The organism is Corynebacterium sp. HMSC074H12, from assembly GCF_001813755.1.
Lineage (GTDB): Bacteria > Actinomycetota > Actinomycetes > Mycobacteriales > Mycobacteriaceae > Corynebacterium > Corynebacterium hiratae.
In genome coordinates this window covers 97213-121902 of record NZ_KV813882.1, presented here as the reverse complement: position 1 = coordinate 121902, position 24690 = coordinate 97213, and the positions used below count along the sequence as shown (strand labels likewise).

The window sequence follows — 24690 nt, the reverse complement described above, 5'->3', positions numbered from 1 at the left end:
CTGGTGGGGCACTGTAGCGTGAGTAGCACTTTCGGCCCCGGCGCTCCCTTATGCCACACTTATTCAGGTGATGAACTCCAGCACTGTCGCGCTTATCCCCGGAGACCCCTCGGGTCGCTTCTTTGGCTCTCGAGTGCTGGTGGTGGAAAACTTTGACTCCTTCACCTTCAACATCGTGGACTACCTGGTGCGGTTAGGCGCTGAGGTTGGGGTCACCCCCAATACCCAGCCCGTGCCGCTGACCGGCTACAACGCGGTGGTTCTCTCACCGGGGCCGGGAACTCCAGAGTTTGCGGCGGACATCGGCTTTTGCGCCGAGGTTCTAGAGCGTGCCACGGTGCCGGTGCTGGGGGTGTGCCTGGGCTTCCAGGCGATGGCCCAGCACCTCGGCGCACGGATCGCTCCGGCCCCAGAGCCTGTGCACGGGCGGGTGAGCACCATACATTGCTCCGAGGATCCGCTCTATGCCGGGATTCCCACTTGTCACGATGTGGTGCGCTATCACTCATTGGCGGTAGATAAGCTGCCTTCCGGTATGAAGGAACTCGCGCATACGACAGATGGCCTCATCATGGCTGGCCGCAGCGAAGAACGCCGCTGGTGGGGCGTGCAGTACCACCCGGAGTCGATTTGTAGCGAACACGGTCTCCGGCTCTTCGAGAACTTCCTGGCTATCGCTTGTCCCAAAGCAAACGAGGTGGCATCTCCTGACGTCAAAATCGACACCCCCTCAGTTGCGCCCCTGCCACCACTGCACGTGGAGGAGCGCCTACTCGCCATCGATCCCCTCGACGTCTTCGATGTCCTAGGCGGCAAAGGGGCGCTGCTAGAGTTCGAGGGCACTTCGATCATTGCACCGTTGGGAGAAATGGTGGGAATGGAAGCACTAGCGGAGCCCCCTCGCTTTTCCCGCCCCGCGGGGTGCCTCGGCGTTCCAGGTGTGTTCGGCTATCTGGGTTACGAGGCCCTCGGCGGCTTGCCCACACACCACCCTCATGGTCTCTTCCGCGCGCCAGGCGTGGTGGCCATCCGTGGGCAGAGAGTGCAGCTGATTTGCCAGGAATCCGCGGCCTCCTGGCTGGCACAGACCTGGCGGCTCCTCGAAGGACTCGCCGGCAACCCTGTTCAGCAAAGGCGTTTCGACACCAGTGCGATTGGCCCGCTGATCTGCCGCGATACCGCCGCCAGCTATAAGGAGAAGATCCGCCGCGCCCAAGAGCTCATCAGTGCGGGTGAGACCTACGAAGTCTGCCTCACTACCAGTCTCGAGGCGGCAGCCGATCTCGATCCGCTGGCCCTCTACCAGCGCCTTCGGCAGCAGGTGCCCGCGCCGATGCGTTCGTTGTTGGTGCTCCCTGAGCTCGCAGTGGCTAGCGCCTCCCCGGAACGCTTCCTTAAAGTGTCTGGCGGCGTCGTCTGCTCGGAGCCGATCAAAGGCACCCGCCCACGTGGCCACAACCCCACCGCCGATGAACAGCTGCGGGCGGACCTGGCCAGTAACCCGAAGGATCACGCGGAAAACCTCATGATCGTTGACCTAGTGCGCAACGATCTCACCCGTGTGGGGATTCCAGGCACCGTGCATGCCGAAGAACTCTTCGCGGTTCGCAGCTTTGCCACCGTGCACCAGTTGGTCTCCACCGTTTCTGCTCGGTTGTGCCCGGATGCCTCGCTTATCGACGTCCTCCGCTCCACCTTTCCCGGTGGCTCTATGACCGGTGCGCCGAAAGTCCGCACCATGGAGATCATCCGTGAGCTCGAGGCCGCGCCGCGTGGGGTGTACTCCGGTGCGATCGGCTATCTCGGTTGCGATGGCAGCGCTGATTTCGCTATGACTATCCGCAGCATCGTCCTGCATTCCGGGAGACTGCATTATGGCGTTGGTGGAGCGGTGCTGGCTCTTTCGGACCCGGATGCCGAGTGGCAGGAGATCGTGGATAAGTCCGCCCCGCTCCTCAAACTTTGCGGGCAGGCCTTCCCCGGGGAGCACTGCTACCGCTTCGAAGCCGGTGGCCTTCTTCCCGTCCCATCGATTCCCGAGCCCTTGCTCATCGACTCCTTCCGCCTTGAAGAGGGCCAGGTGCGCGGCTTTGAGCTACACTGCGAGCGCTTTACCGCGGGTGCAGAGGCCTTGGGGATGGACTCCCCTCGATCCTTCCTCCACGCAGTCCAGGAACACCTGCCCAACCGAGGCCGGTGGTTCCCGCGCCTGGAGGCTGGCCCCAGCGGTTTCGCACTTCGGTTGCGCCCTCTTCCTACTCAGCGGAAAACCACCCGTTTGCACAGCGCTACGGCAACAGTGGAAAATCCGCATGTCAAGGGGCCGAATCTGGCGCTGTTCTCAGAGCTTCGTGAGCCGGACGATACCTTGCTCATCTCCGACGAGGGCGTCGTCTGCGAAACCACCACGGCCGCGCTCATCGCTTGGGATGGAGACACGATGCTCACGATGGACGCACCTCGGTTGCGGTCAGTCACTGAGTCTCTGCTGGTTGCCGCGGTGAGAAAGGAAGTGAGCGTCGAAAAGAGAACGCTCGGACTGTCCGATCTTGCGGGGCTGGAGTTGTGGACCCTCAACGCCTTGCACGGGATTACCCCGGTGGTGGAACTCGACGGAAAGCCACGGCCGGCACCCGAAGACTCACGCCTCGAGCACTGGCGAAGCGTGCTAGACGGCATGCGCGCTACGATTGCGCGCGTCAAATGAACAGCAGTCTGCTCTGTTTCGCTGCCTCACAACAGCATTTGATGCTTGCCTTGGGCTTTAGCGGTGCGCTGAGAGGTACTCCAGAATGGCTTTCACGCGGCGGTTGTCTTCGCTGGGGTCCAAGCGCAGCTTGGTGAAGATGTTGGAAACGTGCTTGGCCACCGCGGCGGAAGACAAAACGAGCTCGGCGGCGATGTCCTTGTTGGACTTTCCGCGGGACATCAACTCGAGGACCTCGCGCTCGCGCGGGGTGAGCTCGCCCAGGCCGCTGCGCCCAGAGCTCATGAGAGCCTGCGCCACGGTGGGGTCGATGACGGTGCCGCCCTGGGCCACCACGTCCAGGCTCGAGAGGAAGTCCCGTACCTCGGAGACGCGGTCCTTCAACAGGTAGCCGGTGCCGGCATCGGGGGAGTCGAAGAGTTCCACCGCATATGCGGGGGCCACATACTGGGAGAGCACCATGACGGGCAGACCCGGGTATGCATTTCTCAAGTTTACGGCGGCTTTCAAGCCGTCATCGCCCATACCTGGCGGCATGCGCACGTCCGTGATGACGATGTCCGGAAGCTCATCGCGCAGCTTATCCACCACGGCCTCCAAAGCTGGAGCAGAATCCGCCTGGCCCACAATTGAATGCCCGCGGCGCTCCAGAAGGCCGGCGAGGCCCTCGCGCAGAATGGCGGAGTCATCCGCCACCACGATTCTCAAACTCATTTCTTAAACTCCTGACTGTCCGCGATCGAGAAGAAGTGGAATCGAGCATGCCAGCCTCGTGGGCCCGCCCGGGGGAGAGCTCAGCGTCATCTCCCCGCCAAAGGCGGCGAGGCGCTCGGCCATCCCCGCCAAGCCGTGACCTTGTACAACCTGCGCGCCACCCGGGCCCTCATCCACCACGGTGATGCGCAGCGAATCATCCGCGATCACTAAAACAGACACCGGCGCGCCGGGCGCGTGCTTGGCCGCGTTGGTCAAAGCCTCCGTGCCGAAGAAGTAGCCGCAGGCCAGCACGGAGGCGGAAAGCTTGGGCAAAGGATGCGGGGCGAAGACGCTGACGTGGGGGCCGTGGGAGGAGGAGACGTCGGCAAGCGCGGCGACCAAACCGTGATCCTGCAGGACTTGCGGGTGGATGCCGTGCACCGTGGCGCGCAGGGAGTGCAGGCCGCGGTCCACGTCCTGCTTGGCAGCGGTGAGAAGCTCGGCGAGGTCAGAGGGGGCGTCGAGAAGAGCCTCCCCCAACTTCATGCTCGCGGCCACGAGGTATTGCTGCGCGCCGTCGTGCAAGTCGCGCTCGATGCGGGCGCGCTCCACCTCATAGGCATCCGCGATGGCGCGGCGCGAGGCCGTGAGTTGCGCAATTTTCTGCGCCTGCTGTTGCTCATGGTTGGTGGGCTGGGGTTTTCTTCGGAACACAGGCCCAGCATAGTGGCCCGCCCCTGCGGCAGGGGTAGTGCTGGCACTACCTTAAAGAGCAACGCTAGGACTGTTCTTTATGAGGGCCCGAGACGGTGAAATGAGAGACATGGCACAGACACTTTCCCTGACAGACATCACCAAGGATTTCGGCGGCGGCCCGGTGCTCGCCGGAATCTCCCTCGACATTGAACCGGGTGAGCTCGTGGCGGTCATGGGGCCGTCTGGTTCCGGCAAGTCCACGCTGTTGCACTGCATGTCCGGCGTGCTGACCCCCACGCACGGCAGCGTGCGCTACGGGGATGACGAGCTCTCCGCGCTTGGCGACGGCCCCCGCTCCCGCCTCCGCCTGCGCAACTTCGGCTTCGTCTTCCAGGACGGCCAGTTGCTGCCGGAGCTGAGCAACGTGGACAACGTAGCGCTTCCCGCGATGCTCAACGGGGTCTCGCGCGGTGCTGCGCGCAAGCGCGCGATGCAGCTGCTGGACCAGCTGGGATTGGGCGGTTTGGCGGAGCGTCGCCCGGCGCAGGTCTCCGGTGGACAGGCGCAGCGCGTGACTATCGCGCGTGCGCTGGTGGCTTCTCCGGGCGTGGTTTTCGCCGACGAGCCCACCGGTGCACTGGACCAGTCCACGGGCCACGAGGTCATGCAGATGCTGACCACCATCGTGCGCCAGTCCGGTGCCAGCCTGGTCATGGTCACGCACGACCCGAAGGTGGCCGACTGGATGCAGCGCCGCGTGGAGATTCGCGATGGCATCATCCACGACGACCGCCGCCTCGAGGTGATCCGATGAACACCGCGACTTTAGTCTTTGACCTGCAGCGCGAATCGATTCGCGCGCGCTCCGGAACAGGAATCGTCTCGCTTCTGGCCATTGTGAGCCTGACCATTGGTTCCGCCATCGCCTTCCTGGTTGCGGGCGGTACCTGGATGTTCTGGGAGCGCGCTCAGCACGTTGAGGATGCCGCGCCCGCTCTGCAGGAGGCCTTCGGCAACGAGATGGAGGCCTTCCTCTATCCCTGGTTCGCCCTGGCCCTGCTGGCCTGCGCCTTCATTCTTCCGGCGTTGTTTAACCTCACAGCCCAAGCCGCTGTCCTCGGCGCCTCAGGCAGGGAGCAGCGCCTGGCCACCCTGCGCCTGTTGGGATTGAGCTCCCGCCAGGTGGAGCGCATGGCCATCGTGGAGACGGGCCTGCAAGCCATCATTGGCATCGTGCTCGGCGGGCTGATCAGCCAGCTCATCGCGCCGGTCTTCACCCAGCTGGACTTCCAGATGCGCTCCATTTCTTTGCCTGAGATTCTGCTGCCCTGGTGGGGTTATCTGGCCGTGGCCGGCGTACTTTTCCTGCTGGCCATCGGCGCAGCACTCGTCGGCATGCGTCGGGTGCGGGTGAGCCCGCTGGGCGTGGCTAAGCGTCAGATGCCCGCGGCTTACCGCTGGTGGCGCGCCATCGTCTTCCTTGTCATCGTGGCGGTCGGCGGGGCTTTCCTCTTCGGCAAGGCGGGCCCGCCCACCGCTATGGTCATCGTGGTTATGTTCGGCATGCTGATGAGCATCAACCTCATCGCTCCCTTCATCCTGCAGCTCGGCGCACACATCATGTCTCTCTTTCCTGGCACCGCGCACTTCGTGGCCTGCCAGCGAGTGGCGGGCAATGCGCGCCCGGCGTGGAAGCGGAGTGCGGCCATCGCGTTCTTCGGCTACTTGGCGGGCTTCCTCGTTGCGGCGCCCCTAGGCTCTGATGCCTTGGCCATGGTTCTCAAAGAGGACCCGGGGATGAACGTGGTGTTTAAGGACATCTCCACCGGCGTCTTATTAACCCTCATCTTCGGCTTCACGCTGACCACCATGTCCATCATTCTGGGGCAGGTCTCCGGCATCTTCGAAGACAAGGAACTCATCCGCTCTCTGGATCTCATGGGTGTGCCGCGCGGTTTCCAGTTCCGCTCCGGTGCCCTGACCATCATGGGGCCTGTGGTGGGATTGAGCTTCTTCGGCTTCCTTTTCGGCGGTGGGATCGCCTCACTGATGTTCTTCTCCAGTGTCGAGCAAAGCGATGTCGACGTTCTTGGCCGTCTGCTCATGGCCTTCGGTTTCTTGGCCATAGGCTGGCTGGTCACGCTGCTTGCCATTGTCCTTGTTGAACCCCTGCGCGGCTACGTGCTGCGGACTGGAGGTCGAAAAGAATGAAAACGGTACTGAAAATCTTCGGCGGACTCTTTCTCGTTGCTCTTGTTGCTGTGGCCGCGGCCGTGTATTTCTTCGGCCCCTCCTATGGCGGGGCGCTGCTGGGCAAGCCCTACTTCCTCTTCAATGCCAGCGAGAAGCGCATCAACACTGCGATGGTGGATACTGCCGCGATCTCCGGAATCTATGGCGAGAGCGAAGAATTCCAGCGCGCCCGCGAGGCCTTCAAAGCGGACCCCACGAACGCTGAGCTCCTCGATGCCGCCATCAACGCTGCCGGTGGCAAGCACTCCAAAGTCTTTAGCACCGAAAAGGAAAAGGCCGCCGAAAGCGCTGAGCCTTCGGTTGACTTCAACGATGGCGTCTTGCGCGCTACCGTGCCCTCCATCGGCCGCCACGATGACGGCCAAGCCTACGCCGACACTTTGGCCCACGGTCTGACCTCTCACCCGGAGGCCTGTGCTGCCGTGGTGGATCTGCGCGGCAATGACGGCGGGGACATGGGCCCGATGTACGCGGGCTTAAGCCCCCTTCTGCCGGATGGCACCGCCCTCTCCTTCGTCAGCCGAATGACTACTTCTGACGTGGTCATCGACGGTAATTCCGTTACCGGCGGTGGCACGCCCACCACCACGTCGGGCGGCAAGCTGAACATTCCCGTCGCCGTGCTCACCGACGACGAGACCGCCTCCTCCGCCGAAGCCACCCTCCTGGCCTTCCGCGGGCTGGACAACACACGGACCTTTGGCAAGCCGACCGCCGGCTACGCCTCCGCCAACGTGGTCCTGGACTATCCGGACGGCCGCTCGCTCATGCTCACCACGGCCAAGGACAAGGCGCGCACGGGCGAGGAGTTCGCCGAGGATCCCATCGCTCCCGATGCACCCGAATCCGAGCTCGACGGATGGCTTGCTTCCCGCTGCAGTTAGTTAGCTGCAGTGTTAGTAAGCCGCAGCGTTAGCCAGCCCGGTTCGTTGTCGGCACGTTGCTGCTGTTCAGCCGCAACGCTAGCCTGCCCAACGCTCGCGCTCCCACCGCCAGTAGTGGTGCCACTTCCAGGGCGGGGCGACGAACTCGCCCCGCCCTTTGATAACTGCGAGGACCTGGTGAACAGCGACGTCAAGGTGGTGCTCAATCGTGGCGGCGGTGAAGTGGAGGGGCCGATAGCCGCGCTGGACGGCGTCGTTCAGCTTTTGGCGGTCGATTTCGAAACGTTGTCGGTTCTCGCCTTTGTGATAGGCGTAGCCGTCCACCTCGATGGCCACCTTGTGCTCCTCGAGCACCAAGTCCCAGCGGTAGGGCCCAATCCGCACGTTGTTGCGGACTTTGGCGTGGGGCTCAAGGCCCCGGGTGAGGTCGCGCTCCGGCTTGCTATCCGCCCCGACGATGGCCTTTTCCAACACCTCACGCGTGTGCTTGGGCAGGCGGCGAAAGTCCAGCTGTTCGGTCTCGATGCGCGAGCGCCCGTGCGGCCCGGCGAAGAAGGCCTCGATGAAGGCCACGGCATCCTCCTGCGCCATCGCCTCAATACATTGCAGCGGGCTGCAGACGTTCACCCCGTTCATGCTGCCCAGCGCCTTAGGCCGTGCCCGCCGGCTGCGAAAATACGTGCTCGATGCCATCGTTCCTGCGCGCAGAAAATAAAGTGGGTAGGTCAGCTCTTGGCCAAGATATTGCTGAGCTGCGGAATAGCCGTCCAAGGCTGAGTCCGGCCAACGCCGTGAGACGACTTCAGCGAGCTCGCGCGGCGTTGGCACCGCAGATAAGTACAGACCGCGACAAATCTTGATTGCTCGGCCGTTAGCAGCGCGGCGAGTCCCCGCGCGTCCCTCGAAAATCTCCATGTGCCCCCGATGAGTACGGTTCTAACAATTAAGCCCCCAGAAACCGCTGTTTTCGGCCCCCTATTTGATCGAATCGTACGTCACGAATGAGGAGTTGTCGCGGTGACAAAGAAAAAGGACGTTTCGATCAACTAAGGCCTCTCAAACCCTTGGTTTTGGGCCCCTATTTGATCGAAACGTCCCTCAACGTGCGGACCGTGGCGGCTTACTTGAAGCGAGCCTTAGCCTCTTCGAGGATCTTCTCTGCCTCAGCCTTGTCTCCCCAGCCGGAGCCGGTAACTTCCTTGTTCGGCTCCAGGTCCTTGTAGCGGGTGAAGAAGTGCTCGATCTCGTCCTTGATGTGCTGCTCTACATCGTTGATGTCCTGGTAGCGCTCCCAGCGCGGGTCATCGACGACGGCGAGCAGCTTGTCGTCGCCACCGGCCTCGTCGGTCATCTTGAACACGCCGAGGACGCGAGCCTCAACGACAACGCCCGGGAAGACCGGCTCCGGGAGGATGACCAGCGCGTCCAACGGGTCACCGTCCTCACCCAGGGTGTGGTCGATGAAGCCGTAGTCAGCCGGGTAGGCCATCGGGGTGAACAGGTAGCGGTCGAGGTGGACCTTGCCGGTCTCGTGATCGATCTCGTACTTGTTGCGGGAGCCCTTTGGGATCTCGATGGTTACTTCAACGCTCACGGCTGAATCCTCCATAACTAATAGGTTGGCATGTGCTCCGCTTAGTCTACCGCGCTAGTCTAAAGGGCGATGAAAGCTAAGCATGTCTGGTGGAGTACTGCGGCCCTCGTCACGGCGGGAGCCGTGGCGGCGACGGCCGCCTTGGGCGTAGAAATCCAGCGCACCTACGATCACCTGGACCACGGCCAGCCCTATAAACAGGAAGAACCCACAACACTGGTCCAGCCCGTCGAGCCCGGTGATATCGACGCCGCCGCGCTCAAAGCCAGGTTGGATGAGCTAGGCAAGGACAAGGCTCTAGCCACTTTCGGCGGGCAGATCATCGACACCACCACCCAGGACGTGCTGTGGGAGCGCGAGCCCGCAAAGCCGCTGACCCCGGCCTCCGCCACCAAGGTCCTCACCCTCGCCGCGGCTACGCTCAAGCTCGACGAAGAAGAGCGCCTGACCACCGAAGTGGTCGCAGGTGAGCACGAGGGCGAGATCGTTATCAAGGCCGCCGGCGATGTCTGGCTGACGGACGAGCGCCTCGATGAGCTGGCGGAACAGATTCAGCAGAAGATGGATACCGTCACGCGGGTCTCCATCGACACGTCCATCTGGGCCGGGCCCGACCAGGCACCGGGCTGGGATGATGACAATATTGACGGCGGTTTCGTCGCCCCCATCCAGCCGGCCATGCTCTACGGTGGGCGCATTGGGGAGAAGACCGGCGACGTTCCGCGCTCCCACGAGCCGGCCCTCGACGTCGCCCGCGCGTTGGCCTCCCGCCTGGGAACCGACAAGGCGGACACGAGCTCAGCGCCCGAGAACACCGAGGTCATCGCAGCTACAGAATCTGAGCCGTTGGCTTTGCGCGCCCAGGAAGCGGTGAAGGATTCCGATAACGTCATGGCGGAGGCCATCGCCCGCGAGCTGGCCGTCAGCCAGGGCGCGGAAGCAAGTTTCGAGGGCGCCACGAAAACCATGCTCGACGTGCTTAAAGGCCACGGCATCGACATCAGCGACATCACCCTCAAAGACGGTTCCGGCCTGTCCCGCGATAACCGCATCCCCGCCGACGTACTCGCCCACATCATGGACCAGGCCGTAGCCACCGAGGAGCTGCGCCCGCTGTTGGGCTACCTGCCCCTCGCCGGCGGTGAGGGCACGCTCTACCAGCGCTACCCCGATTCGCCGGCCCGCGGGTACGTTCGCGCCAAAACCGGCACCCTCACGGGAACCTCCGCGCTGACCGGCACCGCCCAGGGCCAGTCGGGTCGCGTGTACGCCTTCGCCTTCTTAGTCAACGACGGCGAAGTCACCCCCGCCCGCCAAGCCCAAGATGCTCTCGCCGCTGCCCTCCATGACTTCTAAGAAACCTTTTTGGCCGCGCAGAAGCCCCAACTTTTTGGCGTGCCGCGTCGCCGCCCGCGCCGTGGTCGGTGAGCAGCCACGCGCCATCGCCGTGGGCTTGTCCGGCGGGGCCGATTCCTTGGCGCTGACCGCCGCTCTCGTGGCCGAAGGACACGAGGTGACAGCGCTCTGCGTCGACCACGGCTTACAGGAAGGCTCGGCCGCGCAGGCGCGCCGGGCTGCCGAGCAGGCCCGCGCCTTGGGGGCGGGGGCGGAGGTGTTGCGGGTGGACGTCGGCAAGCAAGGCTCCGTGGAGGCCGAAGCCCGCGCCGCCCGGTACCGTGCCTTCGCGCCCTGGGGTGAGGTGGCGGTGGCGCATACCGCTGATGACCAGGCCGAAACCCTGCTGCTGGGTGCCCTGCGGGGGAAGGTCGCGGGCATGCGCGAGCGCTCCGAGGTGGAGGGCGTGCGCGTTGTGCGCCCCCTGCTGAGCGTGCGCCGCGCCCAGACCGAGGCCGCCTGTGCGGAGCTGGGGCTGGAGGTCTGGCAGGACCCCCAGAACCAGGATGCGTCTTTCCGCCGCGTAGCACTGCGCCGCGAGATTCTCCCGCGCCTGCAGGAGATCGTGGGCGGAGACCCCGTTCCGGCCTTAGCCCAGGCAGCCCACGACGCCGCGCTTGACGACGCCTTCCTCAGCACCCACCCCACCGCCGACTGCGCCGAGCTGGCCGTTCTCCCCGAACCAAAACGCCGCCGGGCGATCGCTGCGTGGCTGCGCGAGGAGGGAATAGAGGTTACGCGCGAGGCGGTGCGCGGCATCGATGCCCTGTGCACGCGCTGGCATGGGCAAGGCCCCGTCGCCGTCCGCAGCGAAAAGAAAGGCACAAGGTTGGAAGTCGCACGCGTTGGTGGCAAACTGTCACTATTGCCTCGGTCAGCAAAGGAGCGCTCACGTGCACGATAACCATGATTTAGCCGTCCCCGCCCATCCTTATGGAGAGGACATCAAAAACGTTCTCATCACCGAAGACGATCTTCAGGCGCGCATCCAGGAAATGGCGGATCGCGTGGCGGAGAAATACCGCAACACCGACGAGGACCTCATCTTGGTCTGCGTGCTCAAGGGCGCGGTTTTCTTCCTGACGGATTTCGCCCGCAAGCTTGCTATCCCGTCCCAGCTGGAGTTCATGGCGGTGTCCTCCTACGGTAACTCGGCCTCTTCCTCGGGTGTGGTGCGCATTTTGAAGGACTTGGACCGCGATATCGAGGGCCGCGATGTGGTCATCGTGGAGGACATCATCGATTCCGGCCTGACCTTGTCCTGGCTTATCCGTAACCTGCAGGGCCGCCAGCCACGATCCCTTGAAGTGGTCACCCTGTTGCGCAAGCCAGAGGTGGTTAAGGCAGAGCTTGACCTGTTCGATGTAGGCTTCGATATCCCCAACGAGTTTGTCGTGGGGTATGGCCTGGATTTTGCCGAGCGCTACCGTGACCTGCCCTATGTAGGTACGCTGCATCCGGCGGTCTACAGCAACGATTAATCTTTATTCTTGTCCGGCGCTTTAAGCCGCAATTGTGCAAGGTAGTTAATGAAAAACAAGAACATCATCCGCTACGGCTCCATCGCGGGCCTGGTTCTCATCCTGCTGTACGCATTCACGTTCTTTACCAACGATGCCCGCAGCTTCAAGCAGGTGGACACTTCGGTGGCCATGGAGCAGCTGACCTCCAAGAACGTCGAGGAAGCGCAGATCGACGACCGCGAGCAGCAACTGCGCCTCAAGCTCAAGAAGCCGGTGACGGTGGAAGAGCAGGAGGGCATCGAGGAGGTCATTGCCAAGTACCCGGCACGCGCCTCCGAGCAGGTCTTTAACGCGGTCAAGGACTCCGGTGCTGAGAAGTACCAAACGAAGGTCACGCAGGATTCCTTCATCGGCTCGATGATTAGCTTCCTGTTGCCGATGCTGCTGCTCTTCGCGCTGTTGTTCTGGATGATGTCGCGCATGCAGCAGGGCGCTGGCGGCATGTTTGGCATTGGCGGCTCCAAGGCCAAGGAGCTGACCAAGGATATGCCGACCAACACCTTCGCGGATGTGGCCGGTGCGGACGAGGCCGTGGATGAGCTGCAGGAAATCAAGGACTTCCTCGATGATCCGGAGCGCTACCACGCCCTCGGCGCGAAGATCCCGCGCGGCGTACTTCTCTACGGCCCGCCGGGCACCGGTAAGACCTTGCTGGCCCGTGCCGTGGCGGGCGAGGCCGGTGTGCCCTTCTACTCCATTTCTGGCTCCGACTTCGTGGAGATGTTCGTCGGCGTCGGTGCCTCCCGCGTGCGCGACCTGTTCAAGCAGGCGAAGGAAAATAGCCCGTGCATCATCTTCGTTGATGAGATTGATGCCGTGGGCCGCCAGCGCGGCTCCGGTACCGGCGGTGGACACGATGAGCGCGAGCAGACCCTCAACCAGCTGCTCGTGGAGATGGACGGCTTCGGTGACCGCGAGGGTGTTATCCTCATCGCGGCCACCAACCGTCCCGACATCCTGGACCCGGCGCTGCTGCGCCCGGGCCGCTTCGACCGCCAAATCCCGGTCACCAACCCGGACCTGGCCGGCCGCGAGCAGATTCTGCGCGTGCATGCCAAGGACAAGCCGCTGGCCAAGGAAGTCGACGTGGCTCAGTTGGCCAAGCGCACCGCCGGCATGTCCGGCGCGGACCTGGCCAACGTGCTCAACGAGGCCGCCCTGCTCACCGCCCGCATCGGCGGCAACGTCATTACCTATGATGCGCTGGAAGAGGCTACCGACCGCGTCGTCGGCGGCCCGCGCCGCCAGGGCAAGATCATTTCCGAGCATGAAAAGAAGGTCACCGCCTACCACGAGGGCGGTCATACCTTGGCCGCCTGGGCGCTCAAGGACATTGAGCGCGTCTACAAGGTCACCATCCTGGCCCGCGGCCGCACCGGCGGCCACGCCATGACCGCGCAGGAAGATGACAAGGGCATGTATACCCGCGATGAGCTCTTCGCGCGCCTCGTCTTCGCCATGGGTGGCCGTGCCGCTGAGGAGCTGGTCTTCGGCGCACCGACCACCGGTGCTTCCTCCGATATCGAGCACGCCACCAAGATTGCGCGGTCCATGCTTACTGAGTACGGCTTCTCGCCGGATCTAGGCACCGTCAAGTACGGCAAGGAGCAGGGCGATCCCTTCAGCCAGATGGGTGGCGGCGGGACCATCGACTACTCCGATGCCATTGCCGCCAAGATTGATGAGCAGATGGCTTACCTCTTGGACCGCGCGCACCAGCAGGCCTATGACATCCTGTCCGAGCACCGCGACTACCTGGATAAGCTCGCCGAGATGCTCCTGGAGAAGGAAACCCTGCGCCGCCCGGACCTCGAGGGCATCTTCGAGGGCATCGAGCCGCGCGAGGCTTTCGACGTTTTCCCGAACGAGGACGCTCGCTTCCCGCGCCAGGCCGGCCGCGAGCCGGTAAAGACCCCGGTCGAGCTTGCCCAGGAGCGCGGCGAGGAGCTGCCGAAGCGCATGACGCTTCTCGACGCCTCCCGTGCCGCCCGCGAGCGCCGCCACGCGGAGCTCGAACGCGCGAAGGAAAACGGTGACGAGGCCGCCGCCGCGACATCGGAGGCATCGGTCGAGGAGATTGGCTTCAGCTTCGGCCAGCACGCGGGTGACTACGTGGATCCGGAGAAGGGCAATACCTTCTTCGGCGAGTCCGATATCACCGAGCCCACCGGTCGCGAGCTCAGCGCAGACGAAGCGGTCAGCGATGGGGCGCAGGAAGAAACTGTTGCCCCAGAACAGGCTGGCCCCAGCCACGAGGACACCCAAGAGATTCCGCGTGTGCCGGATGCCGCCGCATCGCAGCCAGAATCCCAGCCCCAACCAGAACACCAGCCGCAGCCACGCGAACCGGAACGCCGCGGCCGCCACGCCAAGCCGGAGGAGCACGCCTGGGGCGCTCCCGGCTGGGGAGAACATGAACACCGCAACAACCCGTACAAGGATGGCGACACCAATGAGCGATAACATCCCGGCGCAGCGCGACTTCGACCACGAGCGCGCCGAAGCAGCCATCCGCGAGCTGCTCATCGCAGTGGGCGAGGACCCCGACCGCGAGGGCCTGCGCGAGACCCCGGCCCGCGTGGCCCGCGCCTATGCCGAGGTCTTCGCAGGTCTCCACCAGGACCCGACTGAGGTCCTGCACAAGACCTTTGCCGAGGAGCACCAAGAGCTCGTCCTCGTGCGCGATATCCCCATCTATTCCACCTGCGAGCACCACCTCGTGCCCTTCTACGGCACGGCGCACATCGGCTATATCCCTGGCTCCGACGGCCACGTCACCGGCCTGTCCAAGCTGGCTCGCCTGGCGGACATGTACGCAAAGCGCCCGCAGGTCCAGGAGCGCCTCACCAGCCAGATCGCCGATGCGCTGGTGGAGGTCCTCCACGCGCAGTCCGTCATCGTCGTCATCGAGTGCGAGCACCTGTGCATGGCCATGCGCGGTATCCGCAAGCCGGGGGCGACCACGACGACATCCGCGGTGCGCGGCGGATTCAAGAAGAATGCGGCCTCCCGCGCGGAGGTCATGAGCCTGATTAGGAGCTAGCAGCAATGGCAGTCAGTGATCTCACCGTTCCCGGCCGCACGCTGGTCATGGGCATCGTCAATGTCACCGAGGACTCCTTCTCCGACGGCGGGCGCTGGATCAACATCGACGATGCACTTACCCACGCCCGCCACCTTGTCGCCTGCGGCGCGGACATGATCGATGTCGGCGGTGAGTCCACCCGCCCGGGTGCGGTGCGCGTGGCTGCCGAGGAGGAAGAACGCCGCGTCGTGCCCGTCATCAAGGCGCTGCGCGAGGAGGGGATTAAGACCTCGGTGGACACGATGCGGGCCTCGGTTGCTCAAGCCGCTGCGGAGGCCGGCGTGGACATGATCAATGACGTCTCCGGTGGTGCGGCCGACCCGGACATGTACCGCACCATGGCCGAAACCGGCCTGCCGGTCTGCCTCATGCACTGGCGCACCGTCCAGTTCGGCTCGGCCGCCGGTGTGGCCGACCATGGCGGGGATGTGGTGCGCGATGTCCACGAGTCCCTGGCGAAGCTCGCTGATAACGCCCTGCAGGCCGGTGTTAGCCACGACAATATCGTCGTGGATCCGGGCCTGGGTTTTGCCAAGTCCCCGCAGGATAACTGGGCTTTGCTCAAGGCTCTGCCGGAGTTCCTCCAGGGCGAGTTCCCGCTGTTGGTGGGCGCGTCCCGCAAGCGCTTCCTCGCCGCCATCCGGGAAGATCGCGGCGCCGAGTCCAGCCCGCTGCTCGCGGACCCGGCCACCGCGGCCGTCACCGCCATCTCTGCGCAGATGGGTGCGTGGGGCGTGCGCGTGCACGAGGTGGAAGTCTCGCGCGATGCCGTGGATGTCGCCGCGGCCTGGAACGCGGGCGCGGCCTACACCGGCGGCGCGCATGCCTCCGGCAGCTACGCCAACGGCGCGGACGGCGGAACAGTGGTGTCCACTTCTTTGGGAAAGGCATAAAACATGGCGGATCGCATTGAACTCACCGGCCTGGAGTGCTTTGGCTACCACGGCGTCTTCGAGGAAGAGAAGAAGACGGGGCAGCCCTTCATCGTGGATATCACCTGTTGGTTGGACACCGCGGGAATCGGGGATGACCTGTCCCGCACGGTGAATTACGCCGAGCTTGCCGACGTCGCCGCGGACATCGTCGAGGGCCCCTCCCGGGACCTTATCGAGACGGTGGCTGAGGAGGTCGCCGAGACCGCGATGCAGCGCTTCGGGATTCTCCATGCCATCGAGGTGACCATCCACAAGCCGAAGGCGCCCATCCCGCGCACCTTCGCGGACGTGGCAGTCGTGGCCCGCCGCTCCCGAAAGAGGATGGCAGGCTAATGCGCGCCGTGCTGTCTATCGGCTCCAACATGGAAGACCGCTGCGCGCTGCTGCAGACCGTCTTTGACGAGTTTGCTGAGGAGACCGTCGCTGCCTCTCCAGTCTTTGCCACCCCGCCGTGGGGCGTGACCGACCAAGATGAATTCCTCAACGCGGTGCTCATCGTGGACGTGGACTGCACCCCGCTGGAGCTGCTACGCCGTGGCCAGAAGCTGGAGGAGGCCGCTGAGCGTGTGCGGGTGCGGCACTGGGGTCCTCGCACCCTGGACGTGGACGTCGTGCAGATAGACGGCGTGACCTCCGAAGATCCGGAACTTATTCTGCCGCATCCTTATGCTCACGAGCGGGCCTTCGTGCTCGTGCCGTGGTTGGCCGCGGATGAGCACGCGGAGCTCAACGGCACCCCGGTGCGCGAGCTCATCGCCGACCTCGATGAGGACGAGGTCGCTGCGGTGAAGGAACTGGGGGAGTAATGACGAGGACGTCGATTGGCGCGCTTGTCGGCACCGCCCTCTTCGTGGCTGCGGCGGCTGCCACCCTCACCACCCGCTTTTATGGCTCCATGCTGGCCATTCCGGCAACCGTATCGATTTCTCTGTGGGCTATGGCGCTGGTGTGCGTGCTGTTGACGCTCAAGGTGCGCGGTGCCAAGGAGGACGAGCACGGTATCGGCCTGGATAACTCGCAGCTCAATCCCATGACCATCGCGCAATTCCTGCTTGTCGGCAAAGCCTCGGCGTGGACCGGGGCCATCGTGGGCGGGGCCTATGCTGGCATGGCGGTCTACGTGGTGCCGCGCGCCGGTGAGCTCGTCGCTGCGGCTGGTGACCTGGCCGGGGTGGTGTCTTCGGCGCTGGGCGGTGCCGCGATGTGTGTTGCCGGAGTGGTGTTGGAGCGACACTGCGAGGTGCCACCTCCAACTGATGGGGCACAAGCGGTAAGTTAGTGGGCATGACGAGCCCGCACCACGCCCCTGATCCCCAGTACGAGTCGGCCCCGGATGATCGCCCGACCACCCAGTTTTCTGCGCAGCCGGACTCTCAGCCACCGACAACGGCGGAGTCTTCCCAGGACGGTTCGAAGACGGATGCTGGTTCTATTGGGCTTATCATCCTCGTCATCCTCGCGGTCATCGCCAGCCTGGTCATGTTGATTTCGGGTTCGGCGAACGCACTGAAGATTGCCCTGCTGGCTGCCCTGTGGGCCGCGGTGTTGGGCTTCTTCTTGGTGGTGCGCTATCGCCGTCAGGCCCATGAGGCCAAGGAGCTTCTGGCGGTGGAGCGCGCCCATGCCGCATCCACCTTGACCGCTTCCGGTGCTTCGAGCGCGGATAACAGCAAGGTCCTGGCGGAGATCCGATCGGAGCTGGAAGCCATCCGCACCCAGATCGAGGAGATCTCCGGGCGCGAGTGGGTCTACGAGCCGGCCGCCCTGTATGCGGAGGCTCGCCGCATCCAGGAGCTGGAGCGCAAGGCTGGCGGCGCTGGCGTGGATGAGCGCGGCGATGCCCCCAACGTGAACTTCACCCAGAAGTCCGGCGGCGCGCCGTCTGCCGACGCCGTCGCAGGCCGCCTCGGCTCGCAGCCGACCCACCCGGTGAGCAACCCGCTGGACAATCTGCTGGCGGATAACGCCCGTGCCAACGCCCAGCAGCCGGCGGCGAAGCCAGCCGCGAAGCCTGCTCAGCAACCCACTCCGAAGCCAGCCGAGCAGTCTGCCGCGAAACCCGCGGAGCAGCCCGCGGATCAGCAGGGCACCCGCCCGGCACCATCCCCGTTCGGCGCACCGCAGCCGTCGCAGGGCCGTCCTCCGGCGTTTCGCCCTATGGGAGCACCGCAGCCTCAGCCTCAGCCAAAGGCCGACAAGCCCCAGCCCAAGGATGACAAGCCACAGGCAAAGGCAGAGAAGCCGCAGGCGCGCACCGAGCAGAAGCCGCAGCAGTCGAAGCCCCAGACTCGGTCGCAGCAGAAGGCGCCGGAGTTCAAGACCGATAGCTTCCAGGCCGTGCAGTGGAACCAGGGTGCTGCGGGTGCGCAGCACGTCAAGGAGGATGCTAGCCCCGCGCAGCAGCCGCACCACCGCCACCGCAAGCCGGAAGCAGATACCGCACAGCCCGACACCCGTGGCCGCCGTCGTAGCGATGAACACCGCGAGGGCGCGGTCTCCGTGGCTGAACTCATGGCGCGTAGCAAGCGCCGGAAAGAACAGCAGAACAAGGACGTGAAGAAGTAGATGTCTGCTCCGCGCATGCGAGTGGCGGTCTGGGGTAATTCCCGAGCCGGCATTAACTTCGCCCTCCGTCTGGAGATGGCTGGCCACACCATTGAGAAGCTTGAGGACCCCGCCCAGCTGGACCGCTTCGATGCGCTGATTCTCGCCGCGACGGCGAGGGAGCTGGAGGGGGCAGTGGGGGACGTCGAAAAGCACGTGCGCCCCAAGCAAATCGTCATCCACACCTCATTGCTGGCTGGGGTGGAAGCCCTTGATGAGCTGGAAACGCGCGGGTGCCTGACGATTGCCGCAGCTCCCCTGGGCGACTCCTACGCGGTGGGCACCCTCGATGAGGTGGCGGAGACCGTCATTGGGTTGCTGCTCTCGGAGATTCACCAAACTGCAGAAACGGTGCCGGCGGCACAACGTGCCGAGCGAGCCGCGCGGTTGTACTACGCGGAGATGCTCGGTGAACTCAGCGCGTGGGCGGCGCTTAAGGCGGGGATTATCGAAGATTTTATGGGCAGTTCCTTCGACCTTGACGCTGGCGACATCATCGATGCTTACCCCGCCGCCGTGGAGCTGGGCATGGCGCGCAACTACCGCGACGTCGCCCGCATGGTGGGTGAGAAGAAGAACATGGAAGAACTGGAACTGTGGGCAGTAAGAAAGGAAGCGCCGTGGCAGAGCAACTCCTAGTGGAGGACAACGAGCGCATCCGCATGGTCGGCAGCGCCTACCGCAAGACCGGCAAGCGCGTAGTGCTGGTGCCACTCGGCCGCGATATTCACGCCGGGCACCTGGCACTCGTGCAGGCAGCACAACGCGTGCGCGGTGGCATCGTGGTCGTGGCAGTGGACCCGGAGACGGACATCTCTTCCCTCGATGGGGTTGATGTGGTGTGGCGCTACGACCAGCAGAGTCAGCGCACGCGGGTCCTTGCACCCGACCACGGCATGGAGGACGTGAGCGCGGAGCTGACCCGCATTGTGGCGCTGACCTGCGCGCTGGGTCCCAGCGATGTGTTCATGGGGGAGAAGGACTACGAGCTGCTCGTGGCCACCCAGCAGGCCTTTACGGACCTCCACATCGCAGCGCGTGTGCAGGGCGTTCCTTCGGTGCGCATGCCCGATGGCGTGGTGATGAGCCTGCGCAATGCCGACGTCGCGCCAGAGGCCCGCGAGGAAGCCAGCGCCTTGTCAGCGGCACTCACCGCCGGTGCGTACGCGGCGGAATCCGGAGCCGAGGAAGTTGTCCGTGTGGCACGTGAAGTGTTGGCCGCCGCGGGCGTCGAGCCGGAGTACGTGGAGCTGCGCGGACGCGACCTGGGTGAAGCCCCAGCAGAGGGCGATGCCCGCCTCTTTATCGCCGCCACCATTGGCGGCGTGCGGCTCATCGATAACGCGGGCGTGCCGTTGGGCATTGGCTTCCGTAACTTAGAACAGCGCGGATAAAAGTCTGTGGCGCAGGTCTCCACCAGCTAGGTTGGAGACATGAAGATTGGAATTCTGGGAGCCGGCGCCATCGGCGGATACTTTGGCGGAAAACTGAAAGCAGCGGGCCACGACGTCGCCTTCGTCGCTCGCGGTGAGACCTTGCGGGTGCTGGGGGAGACGGGCGTGACGCTGATCGACGCCCACGCGGAACCCACCACCACCGAGGTCATAAAGGTCCCGGCTGCCCACACCTTTGCTGAGGTCAAAGAACTCTTGGGCGGATTGGACGTGGCGATTATCGCGTCGAAGGCGCTGCCGGGCAACGAGACCTTTGGAAGCGCGGAGGACCGCGAGGCCCTGCAGGGAATCCCGGTGGTGACCACGCACAATTCAGTAGAGATTCCGTACCTGGCGGCCGAGGAATTCGGGGAGGAAAACATCCTCGCTGGTGTCGCTCGCGTTTACGCCACGCGTCTGGGGCCGGCGCAGATCAAGCGCAACCCGGGGCCCTTGGCTTTGGCCTTTGGTCCGCTGAGTGCTGATGCGCCGGAGTCACTGCGCCGCACGGGCGAGGAGCTGTCGGCAGCGCTGAAAGAGGCGGGGGCTTCCAGCAAGTTCCACGACGCCGCGCTTGTCGACGTCTGGTCGAAAGCCATGTTCGTCACCCCGACAGGCACTTTGGGCGCCTTGGTGGATAAACCTATCGGTTACCTCTGCCAGGAAATCCCCGGCCAGCTCGAGGCATTCATGCGGGAAGTCGAGGCCGTCGGGCGCGCACTCGGCGTGGAGCTGCCAGAGAACGTGGTGGAGCAGACCATGGAATTTGCCCGCCAGCAGCACCCGGACAGTACGTCTTCGATGCAGCGCGATATCAAGGAAGGACTGCCGAATGAATTGGACGCCCAGGTCGGAGCGATCCGACGCATGGGCGTCAAGGCTGGGGTTGCAACCCCGTTGTGGGACTTCGCGCAGGAGGTGCTGGAGGCGCAGCTGCGCACCGCCTAAGAGTGCGCACTGCGCAACGTCGGTGCCTTATTCGGTACCGATCTTGCCGTCCTTCTTCCACACCACGACCACGGCCGGGCGCGGGGTGGACTTACCGCCGTCGGGCCAGTGGGAGGTGGCGTTCTCAAAGGTGGCGTCGTCAGCCTCGCCCGGGTGCTGGACGTTGACCATGACGCGGTCATCGTCGACGATCGGGCCACAGGTCTCCGCGCCCGCCGGGACGGTGAGGAAGCACTTGAGCTCACCGCGGGTCTCGCCCTCGGTGGTCACAGCGTAGAGGCCATCGTTGGAGTCCAGCGCGTTGCCGTCGGTGGAGATCCACAGGTTGCCGTGGTTGTCGAAGGCCAGGTTATCCGGGCAGGAAATCGGGGAGACCTTCTCCTTATCGAAGCCACCGAAGTAGGTGCTGGCCTCACGCGGGTCACCACAGACCAGGAAGAGGTTCCAGGTGAACTTCTCGCCGGCGTGGTCATCCTCGAGCTCCATGACCAGGCCGTTCTTGTTCTCCTTGACCGGAGCCCATTCCTTGGCATCTTCCTTGTTCTTCTTGGCGTTCTCACCGGTGGCGCCGCGGTACTTGTTGTTGGTCAGCGCGATGTAGACCTTCTCGGTCTCCGGGTGAACCTCAACGTCCTCCGGGCGGTCCATCTTGGTGGCGCCCACCTTGTCGGCGGCCTCACGGGTAAAGACAGCGACCTCTTCGGCGGACATGCCGTCCACGTGGGACTCGAACTTGTTGTTCTCCGTATCGGAGGTCAGCAGCTTGACCCACTCACCGGTGCCGTCGAAAGCACCGTCCTCCGGCAGGACGCCGGAGCCGTCGATTTCCTTCTCCGGGGAGTTGCCCTCCATCTTGGCCACGTATAGGGTGCCGTGGTCCAGGATGGTCATGTTGTGCTCAAGGTCGCCTTCCTTGTACTTCTTGGAGGAGACGAACTTGTAGACGTACTCGAAGCGGGAGTCATCGCCGGAGTAACAGACCACGGTGCCATCCTTGGTGATGTGGATGTTGCCGGCCTCGTGCTTGAAGCGGCCCACGGCGGTGTGCTTAATCGGGGTGGACTTCGGGTCCAGCGGGTTGATCTCCACGAGCCAGCCAAAGCGGTTCGGCTCGTTCGGCTCCTTGGTCACGTCGAAGCGGTCATCGTACTTTTCCCACTTACGCTCGGACGGGCCCTCCTCGATGCCGAAGCGCTTGAGGGATTCAGCGGCCTTCTCATCCTTGACATCGCCACCGGCGAAATACTGGTCGAAGTTCTCTTCGCCAGAGAGCATGGTGTTCCACGGGGTCACGCCACCGGAGCAGTTGTTGAGGGTGCCCAGGACCTTCTCACCCTTCGGGTCGGCGGAGGTCTTCACCAGGTCGGTGCCCTTAGCGGGGCCCACCAGGGTGAACGGGGTGGTAGCGGTAATGCGGCGGTTGAGCGGGCCGAACTCGCGCTTGAGTTCGCCGGAGCCCTTCACCTTGGAGACCTCGAGGATGGTGTGGCCGTGGCCAGCCCAACCGATCTTTACCTGCTCCTCGGTAGGGTTCTCCGGGTCGTAGTCCGGGAACATCATCGGCTCGGTGGTGTACTCGTGCGAGCACATGTAGATCATGCGGTTCTTGTCATCCGGGTGCTCGATGAGGCCGGCGAAGTCATTGTTGAAGCCGAACTGCTTCTCCGCATCCGCGGCAGTCTGGTTGTTGACGTCGAATTCCGGCGCGCCCTCGATGACCGGGTCACCCCAGGCAATCAGGACGGACTGCTCATAACCCTTGGGGATGACGACCTCATCCTTGGTGTTGGCCTCCACGGCTTCAAAGTGCATGCCCTCGGCGGAGGTGAGCTCGATGTCAGAGCCCTTGACCTCGCTGGTCTTGTTGGAGGAGCTGCCAGCCGCAGACCCGTTGTCATCCGGCGCGGCACACGCAGCCAGCGCAGAGGAGCCACCGACGGCGACGACGGCCAGACCACCGGCGCGCAGAGCAGTGCGGCGGGAGAACTGGTCACCAAAGTAAGGGTTATCGGAGGTGTTCTCGCACTCGCCGAAGCAGGCATTACCGCACTTGTAGGTGCAGGTAAGAGAAGAACGAGAAGAGGTAAACATGTTAGCCAAGAGATTGCGGCCGTTGAGTGTCATGAAAATATGCTCCAAAAATCGAACTCGTTGGTTGCGCGGGGATGTCGCAACGGACGCACTGAGTTAATACGGTTGAGATGGCCGCGCGGTTGATGCTGTCTAACGGCTAGATGAACACTCTGTGAACCGGGATCGCGCCAGCGTATGGGGATCGACTACCCTAGACAACCGTGAGCGAGAAGAAGAATACTGAAGTTACTGACGTCCCCGAGCAGCTGCGCATCCGCCGCGAGAAGCGCGCCCGACTGTTGGAGTCCGGCACCGAGCCTTATCCGGTGACCGTGGACCGCACGATCTCCCTGCGGGATCTCCGCCAGCAGTTCCAGGTCGTTGCAGAGGGCGAAGAGCCGGCCGCGGAAGAGGGCGTCACCTACCTCAGCGCGGGTGAGGAGACTGACGTCGAGGTAGCCATCGCCGGCCGCCTTATCTTCATGCGTAATACCGGCAAGCTCTGCTTTGCCACCTTGCAGGATGGTGATGGCACCCAGGTACAGGCCATGCTGTCGCTGGCGGAGGTAGGGGAGGAGCGCCTCGCCGCGTGGAAGTCTGACGTTGACCTGGGTGATTTCATTTCCGTACGCGGCCGCGTCATTGCTTCGCGCCGCGGCGAGCTCTCCGTCATGGCTTCCGAGTGGACCATGGCGGCGAAGTCCTTGCGCCCGCTTCCGGTTTCCTTCGCTGACATGAACGAGGAAACTCGCGTGCGCCAGCGCTACAACGATCTCATCGTGCGCGAGGAGGCCCGCAAGAATGCCATGACCCGCGTGAAGGTCATGCGTGCGTTGCGCAACTACCTGGAGGATCAGGGCTTCGTGGAGATCGAAACCCCGATGCTGCAGACCATCCACGGTGGTGCGGCGGCCCGCCCGTTCGTAACCCACTCCAATGCCCTGGACATCGACCTCTACCTGCGCATCGCTCCGGAGCTCTTCCTGAAGCGCGCTGTCGTCGGCGGCATTGACCGCGTCTTTGAAATCAACCGCAACTTCCGCAACGAGGGCGTTGACCGCTCCCACTCCCCGGAGTTCGCCATGCTGGAGACCTACGAGGCATGGGGCGACTACAGCGACTGTGCTCGCACCATTCGCGAGTCCATCCAGTCGGTGGCCCGCGCAGTCTTCGGTTCCACCACCGTCACCCTGGCGGATGGCACGGAGTATGACCTCGGCGGCGAAGAGTGGCCGGAGATTGAAATGTACCCCTCCCTCAACGAGGCTCTGCAGCGCAAGTTCCCCGGCCAGCCGGAAGTGACCATCGACTCCACCGTCGAGGAGCTCAAGGCGATTGCCGACGTCATCGGGCTCGACGTCCCGAAGAACGGCGGCTGGGGCCACGGCAAGCTGGTGGAGGAGATCTGGGAGGTGCTCTGCGAGGACCAGCTCGAGGGCCCGATCTTTGTGAAGAACTTCCCGGTTGAGACCTCCCCGCTGACCCGCCAGCACCGCTCCCAGCCGGGCGTGACGGAGAAGTGGGACCTGTACGTGCGCGGCTTCGAGCTGGCCACGGGCTACTCGGAGCTGGTGGATCCCGTAATCCAGCGCGAGCGCTTCGAGGACCAAGCCCGCCTTGCCGCCGGCGGTGATGAGGAAGCCATGGTGCTGGATGAGGACTTCCTCGCCGCCATGGAGCAGGGCATGCCGCCGACAGCCGGTGCTGGCATGGGCATGGACCGCCTGCTCATGGCGCTGACCGGCCTGGGCATCCGCGAGACCGTGCTCTTCCCGATCGTGAAGCCGGAGCACTAGTTTCTCCTAGCCTCCACCTGCCCGCGCCCGCCACTGTGGTGGCTGCGCGGGTTTTCGGGTTTTCTCAT

The 24690-nt window shown here is 64.1% G+C and carries 23 protein-coding genes; 18 read left to right on the top strand and 5 right to left on the bottom strand.

All coding sequences use genetic code 11. From position 1 onward, the window contains the following. Positions 1–70: 70 nt before the first annotated feature. A complete protein-coding gene (pabB, locus tag HMPREF2932_RS02300; RefSeq protein WP_071409499.1) occupies positions 71–2707 on the top strand; it encodes an aminodeoxychorismate synthase component I in 2637 nt (878 codons plus the stop codon). A gap of 57 nt (positions 2708–2764) precedes the next feature. On the opposite strand, the gene HMPREF2932_RS02295 is transcribed toward pabB, so the two are convergent. Next, positions 2765–3421, bottom strand: a complete 657-nt coding sequence (locus HMPREF2932_RS02295; RefSeq protein ID WP_012715319.1) for a LuxR C-terminal-related transcriptional regulator — start codon at positions 3419–3421, stop codon at positions 2765–2767. A gap of 3 nt (positions 3422–3424) precedes the next feature. Next, a complete protein-coding gene (locus HMPREF2932_RS02290; protein ID WP_049154704.1) occupies positions 3425–4117 on the bottom strand; it encodes a sensor histidine kinase in 693 nt (230 codons plus the stop codon). Positions 4118–4226: 109 nt separating this feature from the next. Between HMPREF2932_RS02290 and HMPREF2932_RS02285 the strand changes: the two genes are divergently transcribed. The 3 genes from HMPREF2932_RS02285 to HMPREF2932_RS02275 are packed head-to-tail and all read left to right on the top strand — an operon-like array spanning position 4227 to position 7236. Then, positions 4227–4913 (top strand): ABC transporter ATP-binding protein, encoded by a 687-nt coding sequence (locus HMPREF2932_RS02285; RefSeq protein WP_049154705.1) that lies wholly within the window; start codon positions 4227–4229, stop codon positions 4911–4913. Next, complete coding sequence (locus tag HMPREF2932_RS02280) at positions 4910–6310, top strand: FtsX-like permease family protein (RefSeq protein WP_071409498.1); 1401 nt, start codon at positions 4910–4912, stop codon at positions 6308–6310. Before HMPREF2932_RS02285 ends, HMPREF2932_RS02280 begins: the two co-directional genes overlap by 4 nt. Continuing rightward, positions 6307–7236 (top strand): S41 family peptidase, encoded by a 930-nt coding sequence (locus HMPREF2932_RS02275; protein ID WP_070546261.1) that lies wholly within the window; start codon positions 6307–6309, stop codon positions 7234–7236. The genes HMPREF2932_RS02280 and HMPREF2932_RS02275 overlap by 4 nt, the downstream gene beginning before the upstream one ends. Before the next feature lie 78 nt (positions 7237–7314). Here the strand turns inward: HMPREF2932_RS02275 and HMPREF2932_RS02270 are convergent, their stop codons facing one another. Both HMPREF2932_RS02270 and HMPREF2932_RS02265 read right to left on the bottom strand, forming a co-directional pair. Further along, the gene (locus HMPREF2932_RS02270) at positions 7315–8151 is read right to left on the bottom strand and encodes an endonuclease domain-containing protein (protein WP_070516207.1); all 837 of its coding nucleotides are present in this window, start codon (positions 8149–8151) and stop codon (positions 7315–7317) included. A 205-nt stretch (positions 8152–8356) separates the two neighbouring features. After that, a complete protein-coding gene (locus HMPREF2932_RS02265; RefSeq protein WP_010188812.1) occupies positions 8357–8830 on the bottom strand; it encodes an inorganic diphosphatase in 474 nt (157 codons plus the stop codon). A 69-nt stretch (positions 8831–8899) separates the two neighbouring features. Here HMPREF2932_RS02265 and dacB point away from each other — a divergent pair, with 69 nt between their 5' ends. From dacB to HMPREF2932_RS02200, 13 genes are read left to right on the top strand one after another with little or no spacing between them, the layout of a single operon-like run. Further along, a complete protein-coding gene (gene dacB, locus HMPREF2932_RS02260; RefSeq protein ID WP_071409497.1) occupies positions 8900–10186 on the top strand; it encodes a D-alanyl-D-alanine carboxypeptidase/D-alanyl-D-alanine endopeptidase in 1287 nt (428 codons plus the stop codon). Then, entirely contained in the window at positions 10176–11129 is a 954-nt protein-coding gene (tilS, locus tag HMPREF2932_RS02255; RefSeq protein ID WP_084738941.1) for a tRNA lysidine(34) synthetase TilS, read from the top strand. The genes dacB and tilS overlap by 11 nt, the downstream gene beginning before the upstream one ends. Next, positions 11119–11706: a hypoxanthine phosphoribosyltransferase gene (gene hpt, locus HMPREF2932_RS02250; RefSeq protein WP_046647197.1), complete on the top strand. Its 588-nt coding sequence runs from the start codon at positions 11119–11121 to the stop codon at positions 11704–11706. Before tilS ends, hpt begins: the two co-directional genes overlap by 11 nt. Positions 11707–11754: 48 nt before the next feature. Further along, positions 11755–14211, top strand: coding sequence for an ATP-dependent zinc metalloprotease FtsH (gene ftsH / locus HMPREF2932_RS02245; RefSeq protein WP_070511120.1), 2457 nt, complete (start codon positions 11755–11757; stop codon positions 14209–14211). Next, entirely contained in the window at positions 14201–14791 is a 591-nt protein-coding gene (folE, locus tag HMPREF2932_RS02240) for a GTP cyclohydrolase I FolE (protein WP_046647199.1), read from the top strand. The genes ftsH and folE overlap by 11 nt, the downstream gene beginning before the upstream one ends. A 5-nt stretch (positions 14792–14796) precedes the next feature. After that, entirely contained in the window at positions 14797–15726 is a 930-nt protein-coding gene (gene folP, locus HMPREF2932_RS02235) for a dihydropteroate synthase (RefSeq protein WP_046647200.1), read from the top strand. Between the two features lie 3 nt (positions 15727–15729). Beyond that, entirely contained in the window at positions 15730–16101 is a 372-nt protein-coding gene (gene folB / locus HMPREF2932_RS02230) for a dihydroneopterin aldolase (protein ID WP_046647201.1), read from the top strand. Continuing rightward, positions 16101–16574 (top strand): 2-amino-4-hydroxy-6-hydroxymethyldihydropteridine diphosphokinase, encoded by a 474-nt coding sequence (gene folK, locus HMPREF2932_RS02225; RefSeq protein ID WP_046647202.1) that lies wholly within the window; start codon positions 16101–16103, stop codon positions 16572–16574. The genes folB and folK overlap by 1 nt, the downstream gene beginning before the upstream one ends. After that, positions 16574–17047 (top strand): DUF3180 domain-containing protein, encoded by a 474-nt coding sequence (locus HMPREF2932_RS02220; protein WP_070511118.1) that lies wholly within the window; start codon positions 16574–16576, stop codon positions 17045–17047. The genes folK and HMPREF2932_RS02220 overlap by 1 nt, the downstream gene beginning before the upstream one ends. Positions 17048–17052: 5 nt before the next feature. Continuing rightward, positions 17053–18333, top strand: a complete 1281-nt coding sequence (locus tag HMPREF2932_RS02215; protein ID WP_070546311.1) for a DUF6779 domain-containing protein — start codon at positions 17053–17055, stop codon at positions 18331–18333. Further along, positions 18334–19011 (top strand): Rossmann-fold NAD(P)-binding domain-containing protein, encoded by a 678-nt coding sequence (locus HMPREF2932_RS02210; protein ID WP_052750503.1) that lies wholly within the window; start codon positions 18334–18336, stop codon positions 19009–19011. A 23-nt stretch (positions 19012–19034) separates the two neighbouring features. Further along, entirely contained in the window at positions 19035–19766 is a 732-nt protein-coding gene (locus tag HMPREF2932_RS02205) for a pantoate--beta-alanine ligase (RefSeq protein ID WP_071409518.1), read from the top strand. Between the two features lie 39 nt (positions 19767–19805). After that, complete coding sequence (locus HMPREF2932_RS02200) at positions 19806–20753, top strand: 2-dehydropantoate 2-reductase (RefSeq protein WP_070546270.1); 948 nt, start codon at positions 19806–19808, stop codon at positions 20751–20753. Between the two features lie 27 nt (positions 20754–20780). Here the strand turns inward: HMPREF2932_RS02200 and HMPREF2932_RS02195 are convergent, their stop codons facing one another. Then, positions 20781–22877, bottom strand: a complete 2097-nt coding sequence (locus HMPREF2932_RS02195; protein WP_071409495.1) for a PhoX family protein — start codon at positions 22875–22877, stop codon at positions 20781–20783. Positions 22878–23047: 170 nt separating this feature from the next. Here HMPREF2932_RS02195 and lysS point away from each other — a divergent pair, with 170 nt between their 5' ends. Continuing rightward, positions 23048–24622 (top strand): lysine--tRNA ligase, encoded by a 1575-nt coding sequence (gene lysS, locus HMPREF2932_RS02190; RefSeq protein WP_046647207.1) that lies wholly within the window; start codon positions 23048–23050, stop codon positions 24620–24622. The last annotated feature ends 68 nt before the right edge of the window (positions 24623–24690 follow it).